20 protein-coding genes and 1 tRNA gene are annotated in these 23023 nt (G+C 50.9%); 16 read left to right on the top strand and 5 right to left on the bottom strand.

Annotated elements, in window-relative coordinates:
• Positions 1–98: 98 nt before the first annotated feature.
• From secA to DXB92_RS04040, 5 genes are all read left to right on the top strand, one after another.
• On the top strand, positions 99–2780 hold the full coding sequence (secA, locus tag DXB92_RS04060) for a preprotein translocase subunit SecA (RefSeq protein WP_117732628.1): 2682 nt from the start codon (positions 99–101) through the stop codon (positions 2778–2780).
• A 121-nt stretch (positions 2781–2901) separates the two neighbouring features.
• Entirely contained in the window at positions 2902–3660 is a 759-nt protein-coding gene (locus DXB92_RS04055) for a class I SAM-dependent methyltransferase (RefSeq protein ID WP_117732626.1), read from the top strand.
• Positions 3661–3663: 3 nt separating this feature from the next.
• Complete coding sequence (gene hslO / locus DXB92_RS04050; RefSeq protein WP_117732624.1) at positions 3664–4548, top strand: Hsp33 family molecular chaperone HslO; 885 nt, start codon at positions 3664–3666, stop codon at positions 4546–4548.
• A 52-nt stretch (positions 4549–4600) separates the two neighbouring features.
• On the top strand, positions 4601–5068 hold the full coding sequence (locus DXB92_RS04045) for a VanZ family protein (RefSeq protein WP_117732622.1): 468 nt from the start codon (positions 4601–4603) through the stop codon (positions 5066–5068).
• 163 nt (positions 5069–5231) lie between these two features.
• Positions 5232–6110, top strand: coding sequence for an AraC family transcriptional regulator (locus DXB92_RS04040; RefSeq protein WP_117732620.1), 879 nt, complete (start codon positions 5232–5234; stop codon positions 6108–6110).
• A gap of 133 nt (positions 6111–6243) precedes the next feature.
• Here the strand turns inward: DXB92_RS04040 and DXB92_RS04035 are convergent, their stop codons facing one another.
• Entirely contained in the window at positions 6244–8784 is a 2541-nt protein-coding gene (locus tag DXB92_RS04035; RefSeq protein WP_117732618.1) for a glycosyl hydrolase, read from the bottom strand.
• Positions 8785–9193: 409 nt separating this feature from the next.
• Here DXB92_RS04035 and DXB92_RS04030 point away from each other — a divergent pair, with 409 nt between their 5' ends.
• Positions 9194–9769 carry a phosphatase PAP2 family protein gene (locus DXB92_RS04030; RefSeq protein WP_117732616.1) on the top strand — a complete coding sequence of 192 codons (576 nt, stop codon included), beginning with the start codon at positions 9194–9196 and terminating at the stop codon, positions 9767–9769.
• Positions 9770–9855: 86 nt separating this feature from the next.
• Here DXB92_RS04030 and DXB92_RS04025 read toward each other — a convergent pair whose 3' ends face one another.
• Positions 9856–11790, bottom strand: coding sequence for an NAD(+) synthase (locus DXB92_RS04025; protein WP_117732614.1), 1935 nt, complete (start codon positions 11788–11790; stop codon positions 9856–9858).
• A 71-nt stretch (positions 11791–11861) separates the two neighbouring features.
• The gene (locus DXB92_RS04020; RefSeq protein ID WP_021680732.1) at positions 11862–12599 is read right to left on the bottom strand and encodes an N-acetylmuramoyl-L-alanine amidase; all 738 of its coding nucleotides are present in this window, start codon (positions 12597–12599) and stop codon (positions 11862–11864) included.
• Positions 12600–12783: 184 nt separating this feature from the next.
• Between DXB92_RS04020 and DXB92_RS04015 the strand changes: the two genes are divergently transcribed.
• Positions 12784–13032: a DUF2179 domain-containing protein gene (locus tag DXB92_RS04015; protein WP_117732612.1), complete on the top strand. Its 249-nt coding sequence runs from the start codon at positions 12784–12786 to the stop codon at positions 13030–13032.
• 233 nt (positions 13033–13265) lie between these two features.
• Here DXB92_RS04015 and DXB92_RS04010 read toward each other — a convergent pair whose 3' ends face one another.
• A complete protein-coding gene (locus DXB92_RS04010; RefSeq protein ID WP_117732610.1) occupies positions 13266–14207 on the bottom strand; it encodes a S1 RNA-binding domain-containing protein in 942 nt (313 codons plus the stop codon).
• A 294-nt stretch (positions 14208–14501) separates the two neighbouring features.
• On the opposite strand from DXB92_RS04010, the gene DXB92_RS04005 reads away from it, so the two are divergent.
• The 9 genes from DXB92_RS04005 (at position 14502) to DXB92_RS03965 (ending at position 21165) form a co-directional block, all read left to right on the top strand.
• Positions 14502–14693 carry a DUF951 domain-containing protein gene (locus DXB92_RS04005; RefSeq protein WP_021680737.1) on the top strand — a complete coding sequence of 64 codons (192 nt, stop codon included), beginning with the start codon at positions 14502–14504 and terminating at the stop codon, positions 14691–14693.
• 57 nt (positions 14694–14750) lie between these two features.
• The gene (gene prfA, locus DXB92_RS04000) at positions 14751–15827 is read left to right on the top strand and encodes a peptide chain release factor 1 (RefSeq protein ID WP_021680738.1); all 1077 of its coding nucleotides are present in this window, start codon (positions 14751–14753) and stop codon (positions 15825–15827) included.
• A gap of 5 nt (positions 15828–15832) precedes the next feature.
• Complete coding sequence (locus DXB92_RS03995) at positions 15833–16846, top strand: L-threonylcarbamoyladenylate synthase (protein WP_021680739.1); 1014 nt, start codon at positions 15833–15835, stop codon at positions 16844–16846.
• Positions 16843–17484 (top strand): dephospho-CoA kinase, encoded by a 642-nt coding sequence (gene coaE / locus DXB92_RS03990; protein ID WP_021680740.1) that lies wholly within the window; start codon positions 16843–16845, stop codon positions 17482–17484. The genes DXB92_RS03995 and coaE overlap by 4 nt, the downstream gene beginning before the upstream one ends.
• A 56-nt stretch (positions 17485–17540) precedes the next feature.
• Positions 17541–18944 (top strand): aminopeptidase, encoded by a 1404-nt coding sequence (locus DXB92_RS03985; RefSeq protein WP_117732608.1) that lies wholly within the window; start codon positions 17541–17543, stop codon positions 18942–18944.
• Between the two features lie 116 nt (positions 18945–19060).
• On the top strand, positions 19061–19267 hold the full coding sequence (locus DXB92_RS03980; protein WP_117732606.1) for a hypothetical protein: 207 nt from the start codon (positions 19061–19063) through the stop codon (positions 19265–19267).
• A gap of 449 nt (positions 19268–19716) precedes the next feature.
• Positions 19717–19793, top strand: a tRNA-Pro gene (locus DXB92_RS03975).
• 253 nt (positions 19794–20046) lie between these two features.
• Positions 20047–20463: a hypothetical protein gene (locus tag DXB92_RS03970; RefSeq protein ID WP_147330014.1), complete on the top strand. Its 417-nt coding sequence runs from the start codon at positions 20047–20049 to the stop codon at positions 20461–20463.
• Between the two features lie 201 nt (positions 20464–20664).
• Positions 20665–21165 (top strand): NUDIX hydrolase, encoded by a 501-nt coding sequence (locus DXB92_RS03965; protein ID WP_117732602.1) that lies wholly within the window; start codon positions 20665–20667, stop codon positions 21163–21165.
• Between the two features lie 83 nt (positions 21166–21248).
• Here the strand turns inward: DXB92_RS03965 and DXB92_RS03960 are convergent, their stop codons facing one another.
• On the bottom strand, positions 21249–22877 hold the full coding sequence (locus tag DXB92_RS03960) for a cellulase family glycosylhydrolase (RefSeq protein WP_117732600.1): 1629 nt from the start codon (positions 22875–22877) through the stop codon (positions 21249–21251).
• Positions 22878–23023 lie beyond the last annotated feature (146 nt).

Below are 23023 nucleotides of genomic sequence, written 5' to 3'. Positions count from 1 at the left end.
GAATTGCACTTTGTGAAAATATTTCAAAATCTATTGACAAGCAGAGTGGTTCGTGCTATACTAGTTATTGTATATTTCGATGAAAAGGCGGTAAGTCAATGGGCATTTTTAGTAAAGTATTCGGTTCGTACAGTACCCGTGAACTGGCACGTATTGAACCGCTGAAAAAAAAGGTTCTGGAGCTGGACGAGGAGTATCAGGCACTTTCTGATGCAGATCTGAAAGAAAAGACCAATGAATTTCGGGAACGTCTGGAGGACGGCGAATCGCTGGAAAGCATGGAGGCAGAAGCACTGGCAACCGTGCGGGAAGCTGCATACCGTGTTCTGGGCAAAAAACCGTTTCCGGTACAGATCATCGGTGCCATTGTCCTGCATCAGGGACGTATCGCCGAGATGAAAACCGGTGAAGGTAAAACACTGGTAGCCTGTGTGGCTGCATATCTGAATGCACTGACAGGCAAGGGCGTACACGTTGTTACAGTCAACGACTATCTGGCAAAGACACAGTCGGACGAAATGGGCAAGGTACTGCGGTATCTGGGCTTGACTGTCGGCTGTATTCTCCACGGTCTGACCAACGACCAGCGTCGTGCGGCATATAACTGTGATGTTACGTACGGTACCAACAACGAATTGGGATTTGACTACCTGCGTGACAACATGGTCATCTATAAAAAGGATAAGGTACAGCGGGAACACAACTTCGCGATCGTGGACGAAGTGGACTCCATTCTCATTGATGAAGCCAGAACTCCGCTGATTATTTCCGGTAAGGGCGATAAGTCTACTGCTCTGTACGGCGTGGTGGACAAGTTCGCCAAGACTCTGACCGCTGCAACTGTCGTGGAAATGGACGATAAGCAGGATCAGGAAGAAGTCAACGAAAACGCCGACTACATTGTAGACGAAAAGTCAAAGACTGCAACCATTACCCGCCGCGGTGTCAAGAAGGCAGAGGAATATTTTGCAGTCGAAAACCTGATGGATCCGGAAAACATGACCCTGCTGCACCATGTCAATCAGGCATTGAAGGCAAACGGTGTCATGCGGAAAGACATTGACTATATCGTAGAGGACGGCGAAGTTGTCATCATCGACGAATTCACCGGTCGTAAGATGCTGGGTCGTCGTTTCAATGACGGTCTGCATCAGGCAATCGAAGCCAAGGAAGGTGTAGAGGTCGCACAGGAATCCAAGACGCTGGCAACCATCACATTCCAGAACTACTTCCGCCTGTACACCAAGCTGTCCGGTATGACCGGTACTGCAATGACAGAGGAAGACGAATTCCGTGAGATCTACAAGCTGGACGTTATCGCGATCCCGACCAACCGTCCGGTACAGCGTATCGACCACACCGACCTGATCTACCGCACTGAAAAGGGCAAGTATAAGGCAATCATTGAGCAGATCGCTGAGTGTCATGAAAAGGGACAGCCGGTTCTGGTAGGTACCATTTCCATTGAAAAATCTGAACTGCTCTCCAGCATGCTGAAACGAAAGGGCATCAAGCACGAAGTCCTGAACGCAAAGTATCACGCAAAGGAAGCAGAGATCGTTGCACAGGCTGGTAAGCTGGGTGCAGTTACCATTGCCACCAATATGGCTGGTCGTGGTACGGATATTATGCTGGGCGGTAATGCCGAATTCCTCGCCAAGGCAGAAATGCGGAAGCGGGAATATCCGGAAGAAATCATTACAGAAGCAATCGGCTATGCAGATACAGACAATCAGGAAGTGCTGGACGCAAGAGCCGTATATCAGGAACTGTACAAACAGTTCGGCGAAGAAGTCAAGGAAAAGGCACAGGCAGTCAAGGAGGCTGGCGGTCTGTATATTCTGGGTACAGAACGTCACGAATCCCGCCGTATCGATAACCAGCTGCGTGGTCGTTCCGGCCGTCAGGGTGACGAGGGTGAAAGCCGCTTCTTCCTGTCGGTAGAAGATGACCTGATGCGTATTTTTGCCGGCGATCGTCTGGAAAACATGATGCGTACATTGAACGTGGACGAGGATACCCCGATCGAGAGCAAGGCTCTGACCAAGATCATCGAGTCCTCCCAGAGAAAGGTAGAGGGACGGAACTTCAATATCCGTAAGAACGTCCTGAACTACGACGACGTTATGAACACCCAGCGTGAGATCATTTATAAGCAGCGTGCACAGGTACTGGACGGCGAAGACATTCACGACAGCATCCTCAAGATGTTCGAGGAACTGATTGCCGGAACTGTAAAGCAGTACATCAACGAAGAAGAAACCGATCACAACCAGTGGAATCTGGTTGGTCTGCGGGATCACTTCCTGGGCTGGATCACAGAAGAAGGCGATCTGGAATATGATGAAACCGATCTGGCAGGTCTGACTACTGCGGACATTACCGAGGCTCTGACTGAAAAGGCAAAGTCTTTGTATGCTGCAAAGGAAGAAGAATTCGGCTCCGAAGTAATGCGGGAACTGGAACGCGTTGTACTGCTGAAGGTTGTCGATACCAAGTGGATGGCACACATCGACGATATGGACGAACTGAAAAAGGGTATCGGTCTGCGGGCGTATGGTCAGCAGAATCCGGTTGTCGAATATCGTTATGAGGGCTTCGAAATGTTCGATGCAATGGTAGATTCTATCCGCGAGGACACTGTCCGCATGCTGCTGACAGTTCGCCTTCAGAAGAATCAGGCTCCGGAGAGAGAACAGGTTTCCAAGCCGGACGCTCCCAATGCAGGAGCAGGCGACGGCAGCTTCGGCGGTCAGCGTCGCAGTGCAAAGAAGAAGTAAGAATGTTTCGGAAAATGCGGCACACGATCTGGTGAAAGTGTGCTGCCCTACCAAATAAGCAAACGAAAACAGGGGGACATGGCATTCGCTGTGTGCCCTTGTTTTGTGTGGAGGTGGATTCATGCAGGAAACGGGCTATGAAACATTTTCGTTTTACTATGATGCCCTGACGGAAAATGTCAACTATCCGGCACGGGCGGCGTATCTGGACGGACTGGTGCAGAAGTACAAACAGTCTGCCGGCAAAGTCATGCTGGATCTGGCATGCGGTACCGGCACCATGACAGAAGAAATGGCAGAACGTGGCTATGACATGATCGGTGTGGACTATTCCGAGGGCATGCTGGGGCAGGCAATGGAAAAGAAAATCGAAAAGCAGCTGCCGATCCAGTATGTTTGTCAGGATATGCGGGAACTGGAACTCTATGGCACCGTTGATGCCGTGATCTGTACGCTGGACAGTCTGAACCACCTGCCGTCGTTTGAAGATGTCACAACGGTGTTTCAGCGTGTGTGGGAATCCACGGAAACCGGCGGCGTGTTTGTGTTCGATATGAACACGCTCTATAAGCATCGGGAACTGCTGGGAAATCAGGTCTACGTCTACGAAACAGATGCGGTTTACTGCGTCTGGGAAAACGCGTTGTGCGAGGACAACTGCACCGTGGAGATCACACTGGATCTGTTTCAGCTTTGTGCAGACGGTCGCTATCGGCGGACAGAGGAGCAGATCACCGAGCGTGCTTATGCACCGGAACAGGTGCAGGCGGCACTGGAAACCATTGGATTTCACGTGCTGGGCATTTATCATGCAGATACAGAAGAACCACTGCATTCGGACAGCGAACGCATGGTGGTTGTGGCGAGAAAGGAAGCATAAACAATGGGAATTCTGAAACGTGCAATTGCAAAAGATGCATCAGTCGTGGCAACTGCGGTAGATGCCACGGATATTGTCGCAGAGATCGAAAAGATTCACCAGACATCTGCGGTAGTTACAGCGGCACTGGGGCGGCTGTCCATTGCGGCAAGTATGATGGGCTATGATCTGAAGAACGAGAACGATACTGTCACCCTGCGTGTCAAGGGTGGCGGTCCGGCAGGCATGCTGGTAGCTGTGGCAGACAGTCGGGGAAATGTCAAGGCAGACGTAGATCAGCCGGTGGTGGAACTGCCGCTGAATGCCAAGGGAAAACTGGACGTTGGCGGTGCCGTAGGTACAGACGGTACGCTGTCTGTGGTAAAAGATTTGGGGCTGAAAGAGCCTTATGTGGGCATTGTGCCGCTGGTGTCCGGTGAGATCGCCGAGGACGTGGCACAGTATTTTGCCACTAGTGAACAGACACCTACGGTTTGCGGACTGGGCGTGTTGGTGAATCCGGATCTGACAGTCAATGTTGCCGGCGGCTTCCTGATTGAAGTGCTGCCTTTTGCCAGCGATGCCTGCATTGATACCATTGAGAAAAATCTGAAAACACTGCCGCCGGTAACCACTATGATGACACAGGGCATGACAACGGATCAGATCGCTTTGCGGCTGCTGGACGGACTGGAACCGAACCTGCTGGACGAGGGCGAAGTGCACTACCAGTGCGACTGCAATCGGGAACGAACCGAGCGTGTCCTGAAAGCACTGGGCAATCAGGAACTGACACAGCTGATCGCAGAAGGGGAACCGGTAGAGGTCAACTGCCATTTCTGCGGCAAGAAGTATACGTTCACACCAGAAGAATTGCAGCAGCTGCGGGACGAGGAGCCGGAAGAATAACGTTTCTCTAAGGCAATACAGCACAAAGACGTGTCTGGGAAAGGATAAGAGCATGCGGAACTGGAAAAAAATCGTGGGATTGCTTGTCGTTATGGCAGTGTGGCTGGGATTGATGTGGCGGCTGTCCACCGCAGACGGAACGGAAACGCTGCAGGACAGCATGCGTTTTGCCCGAAAAATCGGCAGCTGGATCTATGAATCTCCTACTGTACAGCAGCTGAACCATCTGAACCTGCTGCTGCGAAAACTGGCACATGTTTTCCTGTATGCGATACTGGGCGGCATGATGGCTCTGCTCTGGCAGCTGCTTCTGGAACTGCATCGAATCGGGTGGCGTATTCTGGGAGCGGCAGCTTGCAGCACGACAATTGCGTTTTTGGACGAACTGCAAAAAATCCCGATTGCCGGACGGCACTTCGACTTTTCGGAATCGCTGCTGAATGCCGGCAGTGCCCTTGTGGTCATTCTGCTGTTTTTCGGAATTGCCGGACTGCTTTCCCGAAAGAAGTCAACTTCATAATCTGAAACCAAAAGCATTGGAATTGCAAAAGTGATTTGCGGTTCTGATGCTTTTTCTTTTGTGAAAATTTTCAAAAAATACTTGAATTTTCGGCTTGTATTTTGTATAATATAATGGAATTCAAATGCTTTTCAACTTTTGAGGAAGAAAGGGTCGATTCAGTATGGAAACACAGGAAGCTGGTTTAAAAACCGTGGAAAATGCGTATATGGAATCCAGAAGAATCCTGCGGACACCCTCGGCATTGGCACGGGAGGCTCTGCTGTATGTGCAGGAAATCGGAGAAATGACTTGTAAAGAGCCGCGTCAGAACTGGCGGAATTCGTTGGATTCGTATCTGCTGATTCTGGTGGAAGAAGGCTGCGGAACAGTTACCGTCGGAGAGGAAACTCTTGCCCTGCAAGAGGGGGACGTGGCGTTTCTGGACTGCCACCAACCCTATTCTCATTGCTGTGATGCCAGAGAACCGTGGAAAATCCTTTGGGTACACTGGAACGGACAGGTAATGCCACATTTATACGAGGTCTTTCGGCAGCGGAATGTTTCAGTTGTTCTCGGCGGTGCAGCAGACTGGGTAGAACCTGTGCTCCTGCGTTTGGAATCTATTGCAAGAGAAGAAGCACCGGATTATGAACTGTATGAATCCGAGTGCCTGACTCAGCTGATGACGCTGTTGCTGACCAAAAAACCGGAACGCGGCGGGCATGCTTCGGGGGAAACACTCCAGAAATGGGAACAAATTCATCAGTATCTGGAAGAACACTTTGCAGAAAAAATCACACTGGAGAATCTGGGAAAGCGTTTCAGTGTGAGCAAATACTATATGCTGCGTGGATTCAAACGGCGGTACGGCGTAACGATCGTGCAGTTTATCAACCAGTGCCGTATGAACTATGCCAAAAACGAACTGCGATTTACAGATAAGCAAATCGACACTATTGCAGAGGAGTGCGGCATACACGATTCCAGTTATTTCAATCGGATCTTCCGTACCACAGAGGGGATTTCTGCCGGAGCCTATCGGCGGCAGTGGCGGAACTAAAACATAAAAACAAACGGGCTGCGGCAATTGCTGCAAGCCCGTTTTTGTATACACACCAAAAAGAAAAGGACTGCCCTGCAATGGGACAATCCTTTTCCTTTATAATAGGAGTGTAGAAAATATCAAAATGGCATTACTGAGGATTTACCGGCAGAGAACTTATCAGCTGTACCAGGAACTGGAGCAATGTAGTTGCATCATCGCCGTTGATCTCGCCGTTGAACATGCAGTCTGCGTTTGCAGCAGCCTGTGCGTTCAGGTCTACCTGACCAGCTGCCTTCTTGTTCAGCAGAACCGCATCTGTAATGTCTACCTTGCCGTCCAGATTGACGTCGCCGTAGAGCGATGCACCGATAACCGGAACTTCGCCGCTGTCGCTGGCTGTGGTAGAAGCCGCAGTTGTTGTGGTTTCATCAGTGGAAACAGCTGTCGTATCCGAGGAAACATCAGTATTGGATTCGGTGGTTACGACTGTGGTTTCTGTATCGGCAACAGTTGTTTCTGCATCGGAAACAGTTGTTGCTTCTGTTACGGTAGTTGTTTCCGTATCAGAAACGGTTGTTGCCTCTGTTGTGGTTTCTTCAGAAGAAATTGTAGTAGTTGTTCCAGAGGACTCTGTAGAAGTGCTGCTGCTTTTTGGAAGATATGCTCCAGTCAGCTTGACGTTGGAGGATTCCAACGTATCGCCAGCACCATTAGCGACCCACCAGATCTGTACTTGTGCATTCTTCTGCTTGATTGCTTCATCGGAGATCTTCTTGATCATGTCGGCATCAGTAACTTCGTCCTTGCCGTTGTTGTAGGTGATATTATACGGTTTGTCCAGTTTTGCAGTGACCTCGTCAGTGGAGTCCAGATCCCATTTGTAGTTCAGCCAGTAATCCACGCCGTCTACATTAGCAGAAATACCGATGCAGCCGTTTGCTTTTGAAACGTCATCGCTCAGATCGAATGTCAGATCCACGCTGTTACCAATGGACTGTTTGAATGAAATGTTGTAATTGCCGCTGTCAGCCACGATCTTTGCCGCTTCTCCCTTGCCTTCCGGTACGGTAGTTGTGGTAGTAGGCTGTGTGGTGTGGCTGGGCTTGGTGCCGGTGCCCTGCTGACCATTGCTGTACAGGTCGGTCGGCAGTTCGTCCAGTGTAATGCAGTAGTCACTGGTGTACATTTCCTTCAGGTCGTCCTTTTTGTTGAACAGTTCATTTGTCAGGAAGTTGGTGCTTTCGCTGCCGCCGTCATACCACGGGCAGAAATACAGCCAGCCAGCCTTTTCTGATACCAGATTGTTCAGCGTCGGAATGCTGTCGTTTTCAGCCATAGCTACCATCTTCTTGCAGTTGTACTTCTGCATAATGGAGTAGAAGGTACTGCTGATGGCACTGTCATTATGTGTCAGAACTGCACTGCCGGTAGACCAGTCTGTGCAGTTGTACTTGTCATAAGCCACGATGTCTACATATTCATCGCCCGGATACCAGTTTGCGGAAGTGTCATATGCATAACTGTTCCACTCCCAGATCAGGTTGTGCAGACCGTACTGTTCGGTCAGGGTTTCATAGGTGAGGATCCACAGTTCCTTGTAAACAGTGGAGCCTTCCTTGCCCCACCAGAACCAGGAACCGGTTTCACCGCCGCCGCCTTCTGCTTCATGCAGCGGACGGAAGATCAGCGGAACGTTTGCGTCCTGCAATTTCTGCAATTCTGCTGCCAGACCTTTCAGGCAGAGCATGTAGTATTCCCGTTCCTTTGTGCCTTCTTCCAGAATCTTGGACGGCTCAAAGTCGGTTTCCTTCGGAACATAGGTCGCATTTGCCCAGTCTACCTTATCGCCGATGTTGTAGCTGGAGAAATCCTTCGGTACAGTGATGTGCCAGGAAGAAGTTGCGATACCCTGATTTTCCGAATAGGGGTTGTTGTTGACCCACTGAATGATGCGATCTGTAGTACCGTCTTCGCTGCCGTACAGCGGGTTGCAGTTCAGATAGTCAAAGCCGCGGATTGCCGGATATTTGCCGGTGGTGTCGTTGATGTACTTGAACTCATATTCAAAATCGTGGGGGCCATACTTGTAAATTTCCTGCTGTCCGGAAATGATGTGCTTTCCGTAGACGCTGGACAGATACTTCATCAGGCTGTCCGCTTCTTTGGTTGCCGCCGGATCGCTGCAGGTGGTGTCACTTGCGGTGATGTCCGGCAGAGTAGCTTCTTCTACAGTGAGATAGTCGAAGTTGGTCCAGCCCCAGCTGCCCTTAATGGCAATGGTGTTGTCACCGGCAGTCAGCTTGACAGTACCCAGATCCAGTTCTTTCCACACGCCTTCTGCGGTAGATGCAAAGCTGCACTGTCCCTGATCGACACCGTTGACATACAGGTTCTGGATCTTGTCGCCATAAGGAGCAGAATAGCTTACCTTTACCGTGTACATACCGGTTTTTTCTGACGGAACAGTGAGAGAAATTTCATCACCGCCGGTTTTCAGAAAGACATAGCTGCCGCCGGAAGCGTTGCCGTCATCGGTTTTTACTTCCGCGTCACCGGTGAGCTTACCGCTTTCAAATTCGTACTTGGCAGTTGCTGCACCAGCTTGCAGAACACTGGACAGTGCCAGACAGTTGACAGACATTACGCCGGCAACTGCGGTAGTCAGTGCTCTTTTGAGGTTTTTCTTCATAAATCAGATCTCCATTCTGCTGCGTTCAGCAAGAACGCTGGTTTCATTGCTGCCGCAGTGCATTTTCTTTTTATGTTTTCATAGTGATAAAGTACAGATTCGGAGCCGCCCAGCGATGCGACTGTCCACGTTTAATGCTTATTATATCACAAGTATTGTGCAATGTCAATAGTCCTTTCTGTACATTTTCAGAAAAATTTATGCACATAGAGATTGTCCTTCACGGCAATAAATATAAGAATGTTCTGAAAAGATTATTGAAAAAAATAATGCCTTGGCTCTCCGCAGAGGATTTTTGTAAAGCTATGTGAAAAAATGATGAAAACAGAAAAAGGAAGTGGAAAAAGGCTTGCTTTTCCCGCCGTGGTGTGCTATACTATAGGCAGAATCAACGATAGGAGTGAGGCGTATGCGGCATCGGATACAGCACTGGGAACAGCAGACGCTGCTGTGGTTTCAGGAACGGCTGCGGCGTGCATGGCTGACAGCGGCGATGAAAACGGCAACATTTTTGGGGAACGGCGGAATCTTCTGGCTGACGGCGTGTGCCTGCCTGCTGTTTCGCCAGCAGACAAGACGTGCTTCTCTGACGGCGTTGCTGTCACTGGTGTTTTCTGCATTGGTCTGCAATGCTTTCTTGAAAAATCTGGTGGAGCGTGCCAGACCGTTTGACAAGATTCCAAGCCTGCAATTTCTGATTCGGAAACCTCACGATTTTTCATTTCCCTCTGGTCATACGTCCAGCTCGTTTGCAGTAGCGACTGTGTTTCTGGCAATGCTGCCCCTGTGGGTAGGTGTTGCGGCACTGACAATTGCTGTGCTCATCGCTTTTTCCCGTATGTATCTGGGTGTGCACTATCCGTCAGATGTGCTGTGCGGTGCAGTGCTGGGAGTGCTGTTCGGATTGGCAGCCTTGGCAGTGATGCCGCTGCTGCTTCGCATCAGCTGGCTGCCGGAAGCAGTGCGTACCTGGGTTGGGGCATAAACTGAAGGCTTTTTCATCTTCGAATAAAAACAGCGGATACCCGTTTTCGAATCGGGTACCCGCTGTTTTTTTCTGTGTTTTAATCGTTATTCTTCCGGAATATTCTCCAGATCTTTCTGCCACAATGTCACGCAGGCATCACTGGGCATTCGCCAATCTCCTCTGGGGGAGAGCGTTACGCTGCCCACCTTGGGACCGTCTGGCAGACAGCTGCGTTTGAACTGCTGGGAGAAGAACCGCCAGTAGAATTTTTTCAGCCATTTCAGAATGGTGGCGTTGTCATATGTGCCGGCAAAAGCCAGCTTTGCCAGCCGGTAGATCTTATGGGGAGCAAATCCCAGACGCAGCACATAGTACAGGAAAAAGTCGTGGAGAGCATATGGCCCTACCAGCTCCTCGGTTTTCTGGGCAATGGTGCCGTCCTGTTCCGGCGGCAGCAGTTCCGGACTGACCGGCGTATCCAGTACGTCCCGCAGCACCGCACTCAGAGCCGGCTCTGTCTGGGCAGCTTCATGTGCCACCAGATAGCGTACCAGCGTTTTCGGAATGGAAGCATTTACCGCGTACATGCTCATGTGGTCGCCGTTATAGGTCGCCCAGCCAAGAGCCAGCTCCGACAGGTCGCCGGTACCGATCACAATGCCGCCAGCCTGGTTTGCCATGTCCATTAGTACCTGTGTCCGTTCCCGTGCCTGCGAATTTTCATATGTGACATCGTGGACGGATTCGTCGTGTCCAATATCGGCGAAGTGCTGCCGGACGCTGTTCTGAATCGGCACTTCCCGCAGGGTTGCCCCATAGGCTTCCGCCAGCCGGCAGGCATTCTGGTAGGTGCGGTCTGTGGTACCGAAACAGGGCATCGTCACAGCCAGCATGCCGGCAGGATCCAGCCCGCAGATGCGGAACGCGTGTACCATGACGATCAGAGCCAGCGTGGAATCCAGTCCGCCGGAAAGCCCCACCACAGCTGTTTTGCAGCCGATATGCCGCAGCCGTGTGGCAAGCCCCATTGCCTGTAAGGTGAGGATCTTTTCACAACGCTGTGTCAGTTCATCGGTGCCGCTGGGAACAAAGGGGGCAGCGTCCACATAGCGTTGCAGCACGGTTTCTGTCAGCGGCATGGAGAATTTCACAGCCGGTGTTCCAAAGGGTTCTGACTGGAAGGTGTTGGAACGGCGGCGTTCTCCGGCGAGCCGCTGCACGTCAATATCTCCGTAGAGAATGCCCTGTGCAAACAGCTTGGATTCCGCCAGAACAGAACCGTTTTCCAGAATCAGATCGTGTCCGGCGAAGACCATATCCTGTGTGGATTCTCCGAAGCCGGCATCGGCGTAGGCATAGGCACACAGCAGGCTGCCGGATTTCGCCTTGAGAATGGTGCGGCGGTAATCTTCCTTGCCAATGATCTCGTCGCTGCACGACAGGTTGACGATCAGAGTTGCACCAGCTTTTGCCATTGCAACAGACGGCGTATCGCCTACCCAGACATCTTCACAGATTTCCACGCCGAACGTAAAGTCCGGCATTTCTGCACAGCTGAACAGCAGCTTTGCCCCAAAGGGAAAGGTGTATCCGGTATGGTGGTGCAGGGACTGCTGCTGTGGAACAGCTTCTGCGTCCGGTCCGGCGGTGAAGTGCCGGACTTCGTAGAATTCACTGTAGTTGGGCAGATTCTGCTTGGGCACCATGCCAAGTATCTTTCCGGCATAGCAGACTGCGGCACAGTTGTACAGGGCACCGCCGCAGACATAGGGCAGCCCTATCACCAGCAGCATGGACAGGTCAGCGGTTTCCTGTAAAATTTGTACCAGTCCGTCCTCTGCTCCGCAGAGCAGGGGCTCCTGTAGAAACAGGTCGCCGCAGGTGTATCCGGTCAGGCAGAGTTCCGGAAAAGCCGCCAGTTTTGCACCGGCAGCAGCGGCTTCTCTGGCGTGGGCAATGATTTGTTCGGCATTATAGGCACAGTCTGCCACCCGCAGCGGCGGTGTGACACAGGCAATTTTCAAAAATCCGTCTTTCATGGCAATCGCTCCTTGATTTCAGTGTTTCCTTTATTATACCGGAAATTTGAAAAAATTGCAAGGGTATTGCCCTAAATCACAATAAATTCGCTGCTGGCATAACCCACGGTGCCGCGGTAAGAAACCACGTCCCAGCCGTTGGAACGGCTGTACACCGTGAGAACGCTGCCGTTGGGAATGGAACCGATCACGGCTCCCTGTGTGGAGGGAAACTGCCGCAGATTCAGATTGCTGCCGTCAGTGACGACGGTGCCGCGGAAAACCGGTCCCGCTTCGATCAGCGGAATGCCGAAGTAATCGCAGAGGGACTGGGTCAGGCTGACTGCAATTGCCGTCAGATTGTTCCGGATCCAGTCCGCATCTTCCCGATTGTCGTGGTAGCCGATCTCGCACAGCACTGCCGGAGCTTTGGTCTGTGTCACTTCTCCCAGCGTGGTCGTGGGTTTTGCGGAGCATTTGTCCGGCAGGGGATAGATGCTCATAAAGTTGTTGGCAATAATGACCGCGAGAGTTTCGCTGTATTTGTCGTAGGGGGAATAGTATACATCAATGCCCCGCAGCATGCCTGCCATGGATTCCGGTGCGGCGTTGCTGTGAATGGCAAGGTGTACGTCGAAATCGCCGGCGTTGGAATCTGCAATGGCTCCGGCAACATTCCGGTCGGGGTCGTTGCGGACATAGGTGATGCCGCTGGAACGGAGATAGGGTTCCATGCGGTCGGCAATGAGATTCATGTACTGTTCCTCGTTGCCGCCGTCAATATAGGGGTTCCACTCCTGCGTGGAAGGGCTCAGAAAAACTTTTGGCATAATTCGACACCTCTTTCTGTGGATACCCTGTACAATGTTTTTGTACAGGGCTGTCGTTCCTGTTCCATTTCACTGTATGCACAGCTTACGGAATTGGTGCAGTTGCATTTATCTTTAAAATATGATATAGGCAATACCACACAATCTTTATGCGGTATTGCCCTATGAAAAGCTGGGGCGTACTATGACCATTCTGGACGCATATGGACTCATCAGCGGCAAAAAAGATATGATGTACTGCGTGATTACCCGACTGGAACTCATGGAACTGCGGCGAATCGTGGAAAAGTATGACGGCAGTGCCTTTATTACGGTTTCGGACATCTCGGAAATCATCGGCGACCACATCAAAAAGACCTCCAAAGTGCAGCAGGAAGTGATCGCACAACAAATGGAACAGCGGGAGAAAGCGTTTGCAGAATCGGAAGAATAAGGGAAGCACTGAATAAAGCCCGCCTGACGGCTTTGCACGCAATCTGCTTGCAGATTTTCCGTCATATTGCCCAGAAATCCCTTGCCAGACACCAAGTCTGCCAGCGGAATTTCTGTGCAATCTGCCGAAAAATCTGACTACGCATCTTACGCACAAGCTTTATTCAGTGTTTCCCAAGGAAAAAAGCAAAAAAAGCACGCAGTTTCTAACGAAAATTGCGTGCTTTTTGATTTTCAGATGCTGTTGGGAAAACGGAAATCCGTTTCGATAATGCGGGGAGAAGATTCCGGCGTGTACCGCCAGTAGTCCAGATGTGTTTGACTTTCCGGCACGAAATAACGGGGTGGCTGCGGCGGGTCAGTCTGGGCAAATGTGTCGATCAGAATCAGTTTCACCTTCATTTTTTCCGGCAGGATCGCCTTGATATAGACGCTGGCACACTGTCCGGCAACAGCATCTTCGCAGGGCTCCGCCAGTCCGGCAAGGTTGGGTGCCAGTTCCACAAAAACGCCGTAGCTTTCCACCGAACGAATGATGCCGGCGACAGTCTGACCAGCAGAGAAAGCGGCAGCATTTTCCTCCCATGTTCCCAGCAGTTCCCGATGCGTCAGGTGAATGCGGTGCGGTTCTGTCTGCCGTACCACCGCACGGATTTTCTGTCCGATGACAAACCGGTCGCGGGGGTGGGAGATGCGGGACACAGAAATGGTGTCGATCGGGAGCAGGGACGGGATCCCGCAGCCAATGTCCACAAACGCCCCGAACTTTTCCAGATGCGTTACCGTGGCGGGCAGAATATCCCCTACGCGGCGGCGGGAGAGGTACTGTTCCCAGCATTCTTCCTGTACGGCACGGCGGGACAGGATCGCCACAGGAGCACCGGTTTCGTCCTGACTGATGCGGAGGATCCGGAAACAAACGGGCTTTCCGGCACGGGCGATCAGAGCAATGTCTTTGGTGGTGCCGTCTGTGATGCCCATGGCTCCTTCTTCTCTGGGGATCCAGCCCCGCATACAGGGCAGCTGTACGGTAAGATTGTGTCCGCTGTCGCAGAGGACGGCACGGGCTTCTAAAATGGTTCCGGCGTGCATGGCACGCTCCATGGACGCAACGCTGCGGAGTGCAGCTTGATTTTCCGGCGTGTGCAGCCGGCTGCCTTCTGGTAAGTATTGCATTTTGACCTCCTGACAATTTCCTGAAAGAATCGTGTTTCGGCAACGTAGTGCTGCCGTTCTCTGATGCTGTTCCAGTGTATGTATGAGAAGCCTGAAATATGCGGACAGCATTGAAATGAAGAATGCAAGAATTGGAAAATGCAAATTGCTTTTTATGAAACTTCACCGGATTTCACGTTTGGATTTTATAGCATTTCAACAAAGCGAAAAAAATATCCGCAGAAAATATTGCCTTATTCCGAGAAATGGGGTATAATATAATGTACTTATGATGCAAAAAGGGGAGGGCTGAAAATGGACGTTCGTCCGGCGGATATTCTGGTAATGAAAAAGCCGCACCCCTGCGGCAGCCAGACCATGTATGTGATTCGTGCGGGTATGGATTTCAAGCTGCGTTGCACGGGCTGCGGCAGGGAATTCATGGTGCCGCGAAACAAGATCGAACGGCGAATCAAACAGATTCGGAGAGAAGCCCCCGAATCGTGACGTATCGGAGTGCATGCCGGTACATATCGTGACAGAAAGAAAGGCAGGAACGCAGATATGCTGGAAAAGCTTCGGCAAATGGAAGAAAACTATCACGCGATGCAGGAAAAGATGATGGATCCTGCTGTGGTAGGGGATAATCAACAGTACGCCCAGCTGATGCGGGAATACAAGCATATGCAGCCGATCATTGAAAAATATCACGAGTATTTGCAGGCACAGAACGATTTTACAGAAGCCAGGGAAATTCTGGACGGCGAAGAAGATGCCGAACTGCGGGAAATGGCACAGGCAGAGCTGGAACAGAGCAAGGAACGCATGGACTCACTGCACGGCGAACTGATGCGTCTGCTGCTGCCGAAAGATCCGGACGATGACCGCAATGTCATCATTGAGATTCGCGGCGGTGCCGGTGGTGAGGAGGCTTCTCTGTTTGCCGCGTCCCTCTACCGCATGTACACCATGTATGCAGAAACACAGGGCTGGAAACAGGAAGTGCTTAGTGCCAACGAAACGGAACTGGGCGGCTACAAGGAAATCAGCTTTTCCATTCTGGGTGAGGGAGCATACTCCCGTCTGAAATATGAAAGCGGTGTGCATCGGGTACAGCGTGTGCCGGAAACGGAATCACAGGGACGAATCCACACCTCCACAGTCACTGTTGCGGTGCTGGTGGAAGCGGACGAAGTGGCAGTGGACATCAATCCCACAGATCTGCGGATCGATGTGTTCCGTGCCAGCGGTGCCGGCGGACAGCATATCAACAAAACGGAATCAGCAGTTCGCATCACGCATATTCCCACTGGTCTGGTCGTAGAATGTCAGGACGAACGAAGCCAGTATAAAAATAAAGATAAGGCAATGAAAATTCTCCGTTCCCGTCTGTATGAACAGATGCTTCAGGAACAGAACGACAAGATCGCATCGGAACGGAGAATGCAGGTGGGAACGGGAGATCGTTCCGAGCGAATCCGTACTTATAATTTCCCGCAGGGACGCATGACCGATCACCGCATCGGGCTGACACTGTACCGGCTGGAAGATATTATGAACGGAAATCTGGACGAAGTATTCGATGCCCTTGCCACAGCCGACGAACTGGCACGGCTGGCAGGACAGCAGGGAGAGGCGTAAACACGGTGGAAACAAAGTTACTTTCAGATCATGCAGAAGACCTTTTGGAAGCGGCAGAACTGCTGCGAAACGGTGCCGTGGTGGGAATGCCCACGGAAACCGTCTATGGACTGGCGGCAGATGCCAGAAATCCGGAGGCAGTGCGGCAGATCTTTGCGGCAAAAGGCAGACCGGCAGACAATCCGCTGATCGTGCACATTGCAGAAATGCGGGCATTGGAGCAGGTGGCGGCAACGGTGCCGCCGCTGGCGGAAAAACTGGCAGAACGGTTCTGGCCGGGCCCTCTGACCATGATTCTCCCGAAGCGGAAAGAGATACCGGAGATCACTTCCGGCGGGCTGGATACGGTGGGCATTCGTATGCCCTCTCACCCGGTGGCACGGGCATTGATCCAGCTGTCCGGTGTACCGATCGCAGCTCCTTCCGCCAATATTTCCGGTTATCCCAGCCCGACAACGGCACAGCATGTCATGCGGGATATGCAGGGCAAAATTGCCGCAGTTGTGGACGGCGGAGCATGTTCCGTGGGCGTTGAATCCACAGTCATTGCACTGGAGCCAAACGGTACAGTGCGGATTCTGCGTCCGGGCTTTGTCACAAAGGAGATGCTGGAAGAAGTGGCTCCGGAAGTGACACTGGATCCTGCCATTCTGCACCAGCTGCAAGAAGGGCAGACTGTGCGTTCTCCCGGCATGAAGTATCAGCATTACTCTCCCCGTGCTCACGTGATTCTGGTGGAGGGCAGCTGGCAGAACTTTGCGGCACTGGCGGAACAGAATCGGGCAGACGGCGTTTATGCACTGGTGTTCGACGGGGAGGAAACCATGCTCTCCCTGCCATGTCTGACCTACGGAAGATCCGGCAGGGAACAGGCACAGCAGATTTTTTCAAAATTGCGGGAATTGGACGACGACGGTGCACAGAAAGTGTACGTGCGTGCTCCGAAGCCGGAGGGAATCGGGCTGGCGGTGTACAATCGTCTGATTCGTGCAGCAGGATTTGAGGTGATACAGGTATGAACACGCTGGACGGTGTGATGGTGATCGGTCTGACCGGTCAGACTGGTGCTGGAAAGAGCACTGTTTCTAAGGTCTTTGTGCAGAACGGATTCCGGCTCATTGATGCAGATGCGATTTCCCGTCATGTGGTCGCACGCGGCTCGCATTGTCTGGCAGACTTGCAGGAGTGCTTTACCGACCGGATCCTGACGCCGGACGGGGAACTGGACCGGCAGGTGATGGCGTCGATCGCTTTTTCCGATCATCACAAGCTCGAAATGCTCAATACCATTATGTATCCCTATATCATGGGTGAAATTCTGCGAATGATACATCGGTTTTCCCAGCAGAACCACAAGCTGATCTTATTGGACGCACCGACACTGTTTGAAAGTCGGGCGGACGATTTCTGCGACCTGATCATTTCTGTGGTGGCAAAACCAGAATTGCGAATGCAGCGGATCATGGAACGAGATCATATCTCCATGGCGGCGGCGAAGCAGCGTATGGAAATGCAGCTGACAGAGGAATTCTTCCGGCTGCATTCGGACACAGTTCTGGAAAATAATGCAAGCTTTTCCGAACTGCGGGACGCTGCACAGGAACTTTCCGCCAAGCTGATTTGTTATTACGAAACGGAATACGGTGCATTTGTATAAAAATGGGTTTCATATTCTGGAATACGGAATATGTTCAAGAATTGGAGGCTTTTCAAATGGAATCGAAAGAAACACAGGCAAAACAGAAAAAAGACCAGCTTTTCATGAAGTCTAAGCACGGTGCGACCCGCATTTCTGCGGAAACACAGAAGCAGAGCGATGCGTTTGCAGCGGACTACATGGCATTTCTGAACGCGTCCAAGACAGAACGTGAAGCAGCCAAGAATGCAGCTGCACTGCTGGAAGAAAAGGGCTTTGTGCCTTTCACACCGGATATGCAGCTGAAGGCAGGGGATAAGATCTATGTCAACAACCGCGGCAAGGCGATTATTGCAGCAGTGATCGGTACTGCACCGATTACAGAAGGTGTGCGTCTTTGTGCGGCACATATCGACTCTCCGCGTCTGGATATGAAGCAGAATCCGCTGTATGAGGATCACGAACTGGCAATGTTCAAGACCCACTACTATGGCGGTATCAAGAAGTATCAGTGGACTACGATTCCGCTGTCCCTGCACGGCGTTGTGGTAAAGGCTGACGGTACTTCGGTAGAGGTAAACATCGGGGAAGATGCCGGTGATCCGGTATTCTGTGTGACCGACCTGCTGCCGCATCTGGCACCGCAGCAGATGAAGCGTCCGGCAACGGAAATTGTCCGCGGCGAAGAACTGAACCTGCTGGTAGGCTCTATGCCGTTCAACAAGGACGAGGAGAGCGAACAGGTCAAGCTGAATATCCTGAACATTCTGCATGAAAAATACGGTATGACCGAAACCGATTTCCTGTCGGCAGAACTGGAAGCCGTTCCGGCATTTCCGGTTAGAGAACTGGGATTTGACCGCAGTATGATCGGCGGCTATGGTCATGACGACCGCGTTTGTGCTTATCCGGCACTTCGTGCTTTGCTGGACTGCGAAACACCGGTACACACCGCAGTGACGATTCTCACGGACAAGGAAGAAACCGGCAGCGACGGCAACACTGGTCTGTGCTCCTCTTATCTGCCGTATTTTCTGGAAGATCTGGCAGACTGCTTCGGAGCAAAGGGCCGCCATGTGATGCACGCTTCCCAGTGCCTGTCTGCTGATGTCAACGCAGCATTTGATCCCACGTTCCCGGACGTAATGGAACAGAAGAACTGTGCATATCTGAACCACGGCGTTTGCGTGACCAAGTTCACCGGTGCACGGGGCAAGTCCGGCACGTCTGATGCATCGGCTGAGTTTGTCGGCACCATTCGCCGTGTTCTGGACGAAGGCGATGTGGTATGGCAGACCGGCGAGCTGGGCAAGGTTGATGCAGGCGGCGGCGGAACTGTTGCGGCATATATTGCAAATCTGGACATCGACACCATTGACGTTGGTGTGCCGGTGTTGTCCATGCATGCACCTTTTGAGGTGGTTTCCAAGTTGGACGTTTATATGACCTATCGTGCATTCTGCACCTTTATTGCGTCTTAAGGCGACACCGCCTGACGGCTTTGTGCAGTGCTACCTGAAACACGCTTTCAATTGATGATTTCTGAAGTGCCGGCGGATATACCATTCGCCGGCACTTTGGATATGGAGGTGTTTGCATGCAGCTTTTTCAAAAGCGAGTAAAATCGCAGGCGATTCCGGATAGATTCACGGCGGCGGATATTCGAATGGAATCCAGCACGTGTACTGGTGAAACTGTGATCGGCTTTTATGATGCGGCAGAAAAGCGGCTTTGCTATGCGGAGCTGGTGCGGAACGAGGCGGATGTTGCTGCGTTTTATCGAAAATACGGCGTGAAAAGATAAGGCAATACCGCACAAAGAGCGTCTGGCGACTTTGCACGCCATCTGCTTGCAAATTTCCCTTCAGAGCCTGTTTCGTATCTTCCCGCACGCATCTTGCGTGCATATTTTCCGAGATATTTCGGGAAAATACTCGAAAATCCACAAAGGATTTTCTCCGTTTTTCCCTTCATCTCTCAAAAAATCTGACGACGCAATCTGCATACGTCAGATACGAAACAGGCTCTCATATTTCACAAAAATGCTCGTGAATACATCCAGTATTCACTCCGCTTTTTGTTTCATCTGACGAAAAATTTGACGACGCATCTGTCGCACAATCTTTGTGCGGTATTGCCATAAGGCGATTTTGAGGACTTTTTTGTTGCTTGTTGAAAAAAGACTTGACAAAATCGGGAATCTGTGATATAATAAAATTGTTCGTTATCTGATAAAACAGATAACGGCAGTTTCGAGGTGTAGCTCAGTTTGGTAGAGTGCTTGGTTTGGGACCAAGATGCCGCAGGTTCGAGTCCTGTCACCTCGACCATATGTAAAACGGCTTAAATGCGAAATTTGACGCATTTAAGCCGCTTTTTATAAAGCCGAAAAATATGACAACGCGTCTTACGCACAAGCTTTATTCAGTGTTGCCTAAAGTTTGTAATTTTTTCGTATGAAAAGAGCACTTCATCAATTTGCCTGTTTCTTGCACACGTTTACACCGAAACATAGAATCACCACCTTGACTTTCCCCACTCAATTATGGTATAATACAATAGAACATTCATGAAGCAAAGCACATGACTATACACAAACAAGCAAACACTGCACAAAATGTGGAGGCAACTGATATGACTTTATTGGAAGAATGCTTGGATGTTTTAAAAAAATACAGCATCATAGAGGATAAGGAATTGGAAGAACAAGTTCTTTCTAATTTAAAGTCTACATTTTATGGAAAAATTGATTTTTCAAAGTATGCGGACGCTCATGAAATTAACTTTGAGGAAATCCGTCAGTTATCTGATGAAAGTGAATATTATGTCATATGGGATAACGCAGCAATTCCGATCATCAAGTGCAATATTGAGGATATTTTAGATAATATTTATGATGTATTAGCCGTTTCGTTTGATACTTGGCTAATATCAACTGATATGAAGCGGATAATAGAATTTTATCATGAGGGAAGCATCACCACAGCAAAAATTATTTAAATCATATCACTTTGGAAAGGGATAATTAACTGTTATGTACAGCAAACAAGAGTTAAGGAAACACTGCATAAAGCCGTCAGGCGGGCTTTATTCAGCGTTTCCTTTATTCCATGCAATAGCAAAACATCAAATTCGCCTTGACAACAGCCCCTCAACTATGCTACAATAAAAAGGCAAAAAAAAGAAAAGGGAGCAAAATCCATGGAACAGTGGGATATTTACGATGAAAACAAACAAAAGACCGGACGCACAATGAACCGGAATGACTGGCACATGAAGCCGGACGAGTTTCACCTGACCGTGCTGGGAGTGTTGCAGCGTCCGGACGGCAAATATCTGATTACACGCCGTAATCTGGACAAGGAATGGGCTGCCGGCTGGTGGGAAGTTCCGGGCGGCGGTGTTCGTGCCGGAGAAGACGGAGCCGATGCCGTAAAACGTGAGATTCTGGAGGAAACTGGCATTGATGTCACCGGTGCCAAGGGCGGCTATGCGTTTTCCTATAAGCGTGTCAATCCGGAAGAACAGAACAATTACTTTGTGGATATTTACAAGTACGTGCTGGATTTTACCGAAGCAGATGTAAAAGTACAGCCGGACGAGGTAACAGAATTCGCACTGGCAACTGCCGAGGAGATCCGTGCTATTGCTGCACAGGGCATTTTCCTGCACTATGACAGCATCAGGGAAGCGTTTGTCTGATATAGCTTTGTATACATAAAAAACCCCCTGACTTTCTGGTTCAAACCGTGAAAGTCAGGGGGCTTTTTTATAGAATGGTATTGTTACAAAGTGTAGCTTTTCAGTGTGACGTCTTTCCCCAGCAGATACTGTGTCAGCAGGACAATATCCGCTACGCTGAATACGCCGTCGCCGTTGGTGTCCTGCGGGCTGGCAGTCAGCACATCCTCTGTGCTCTGCCATTTGGTGATGTTCTGCCGCATCAGTGTCAGATCCACACCGTTGACCAGCTTGTCACTGTTCACATCACCTGCAATTATTTTGCTGTCCGGTGCTGTTGTGCTGCTGTTTCCGCTGCCGTAGTAGTCGGAAAGGGAAATGCCGTTGGCACCCAGAGCAATTGTGTGATCCAGACTGATAAACTTACCGTTGTCGTCCTGCCACAATGCCGGCTTGACCAGAGCATATTTGTCCTCGTCCCACTTGCCGAAGTTGTCGTAGACCAGTCCGCCGGTGTCGCCGGAGTTTTCGTTGAAGCACCAGAACGTGTGGTGGATCCGGTTTTCGATCATGAAATCGCGGAGATAGGTCATCCACTGCTCGTTTTTGCCGCCGTCCATAAATCCGCCCCATTCGCCCATCAGCAGGGGAGCCACGCCCTCATCCTGGAGGAAGAACCAGTTGTCATACCAGCAGTCTTTCAGCAGCGTTTCCTGTGTGAAGCCGTCGTAGAACCACTTCTGTTCCCATACCAGCGGACCGTAGTCGTGAGGGGAATAGACCAGCTGGCTCTGATATTTGCCCAGATCAATGGGATATTTTTTCGCTCCGCGGAAATTGCCGCCCCACCATGTGCCGTAATAATATTCTGTCATGGTGGTGTAGTCGATTCTCGGAGCAGTCCAGTCATAGCCCTCTTTGGGGTAGACTTCCGTACCCTCTACCATGACCAGCAGTTCCGGATTCTTTTCCAGTACCCGTGCCGCACAGGTTTCTGCGGCGTATTTCCAGTTGGTAGGGTCGGTGGAATCGTCCCACTTTGCCATTTGGTCTTTTACATCAGCTGTGCCGTGGGGTTCGTTTTTCAAGTCAATGGCAAGAATGGTGTCATCGTCTTTATAATAGTCTGCGAACCATGCCAGTGCATCGCACCAGTCCTCTGTGCTGAATTTGTCCGTATACCACAGGCTGATCTGATGACCGGCGGAAGCCGTTTCTGCACTGTGAATATCGATCATGATCTTGATGCCCAGTTCCCGACACCACTTCACCGCCATGTTCCAGATGTCGAAGCTGTACTTGATCGTGCCGCCCTCAATGCCTTCTTCCGTCAGTTCCGGATTGGTGTACTGGTTGACCTTGGGGGTAGCGGGATCAGGGTCGCCGTTTTTCCACTGGAGCAAAATTTCCGTAGACATGGGAACGCGGAGAAAGTTGAATCCGTGGTCGGCGATCTGCCGGAGCATATCGTGCATGTTCTGGGACCATACTCCGTCGAAAACCTGACTGCCGACATTGTAGCCGAACCAGTTGCAGCCGGTGATCCAGACCGGATTGCCGTCCTTGTCTACGATTTCGGCGTTGTCGTTGACGTGCAGCCAGTCGTCGTGGTAGCTGTCCGGCTGTGTGGCAGCCTGTGCCGCGAGGGACACCGCCGGAGCCGCTGTGCCGGCAAGCATGGTTCCCGCCAGAGCTGCCGGCAGCAGCAATTTCTGAAAAATGTGATGCAGCATAAAGTCCTCCCTGTATCATGTGCGTGCGGAATGCTTCCGCGGCTGATTTCTGTTTTGCCTATATTGTAGCACAATTTGTGGGAAATGTCAATTGTTTTTGTGGGAATCGGAGAACAGAGAAAAACTTTTGCTGGATTTGCCGGAGC

It is taken from the genome of Ruminococcus sp. OM06-36AC (assembly GCF_003438725.1).
Lineage (GTDB): Bacteria > Bacillota > Clostridia > Oscillospirales > Ruminococcaceae > Ruminococcus_C > Ruminococcus_C callidus.
Note: the sequence above shows the minus strand (reverse complement) of the source record. Positions and strands in the feature narration are given on the sequence as shown.

Coding starts and splice junctions, on each gene's coding strand:
- secA (WP_117732628.1), top strand. CDS start 99: ATGGGCATTTTTAGTAAAGTATTCGGTTCGTACAGTACCCGTGAACTG.
- DXB92_RS04005 (WP_021680737.1), top strand. CDS start 14,502: ATGGACGTTCGTCCGGCGGATATTCTGGTAATGAAAAAGCCGCACCCC.
- prfA (WP_021680738.1), top strand. CDS start 14,751: ATGCTGGAAAAGCTTCGGCAAATGGAAGAAAACTATCACGCGATGCAG.
- DXB92_RS04035 (WP_117732618.1), bottom strand. CDS start 8,784: ATGAAGAAAAACCTCAAAAGAGCACTGACTACCGCAGTTGCCGGCGTA.
- DXB92_RS04025 (WP_117732614.1), bottom strand. CDS start 11,790: ATGAAAGACGGATTTTTGAAAATTGCCTGTGTCACACCGCCGCTGCGG.
- DXB92_RS03980 (WP_117732606.1), top strand. CDS start 19,061: ATGCAGCTTTTTCAAAAGCGAGTAAAATCGCAGGCGATTCCGGATAGA.
- coaE (WP_021680740.1), top strand. CDS start 16,843: ATGAACACGCTGGACGGTGTGATGGTGATCGGTCTGACCGGTCAGACT.
- DXB92_RS04020 (WP_021680732.1), bottom strand. CDS start 12,599: ATGCCAAAAGTTTTTCTGAGCCCTTCCACGCAGGAGTGGAACCCCTAT.
- DXB92_RS04010 (WP_117732610.1), bottom strand. CDS start 14,207: ATGCAATACTTACCAGAAGGCAGCCGGCTGCACACGCCGGAAAATCAA.
- DXB92_RS04045 (WP_117732622.1), top strand. CDS start 4,601: ATGCGGAACTGGAAAAAAATCGTGGGATTGCTTGTCGTTATGGCAGTG.
- DXB92_RS03965 (WP_117732602.1), top strand. CDS start 20,665: ATGGAACAGTGGGATATTTACGATGAAAACAAACAAAAGACCGGACGC.
- DXB92_RS04015 (WP_117732612.1), top strand. CDS start 12,784: ATGACCATTCTGGACGCATATGGACTCATCAGCGGCAAAAAAGATATG.
- DXB92_RS04040 (WP_117732620.1), top strand. CDS start 5,232: ATGGAAACACAGGAAGCTGGTTTAAAAACCGTGGAAAATGCGTATATG.
- DXB92_RS04030 (WP_117732616.1), top strand. CDS start 9,194: ATGCGGCATCGGATACAGCACTGGGAACAGCAGACGCTGCTGTGGTTT.
- DXB92_RS03985 (WP_117732608.1), top strand. CDS start 17,541: ATGGAATCGAAAGAAACACAGGCAAAACAGAAAAAAGACCAGCTTTTC.
- hslO (WP_117732624.1), top strand. CDS start 3,664: ATGGGAATTCTGAAACGTGCAATTGCAAAAGATGCATCAGTCGTGGCA.
- DXB92_RS04055 (WP_117732626.1), top strand. CDS start 2,902: ATGCAGGAAACGGGCTATGAAACATTTTCGTTTTACTATGATGCCCTG.
- DXB92_RS03970 (WP_147330014.1), top strand. CDS start 20,047: ATGACTATACACAAACAAGCAAACACTGCACAAAATGTGGAGGCAACT.
- DXB92_RS03960 (WP_117732600.1), bottom strand. CDS start 22,877: ATGCTGCATCACATTTTTCAGAAATTGCTGCTGCCGGCAGCTCTGGCG.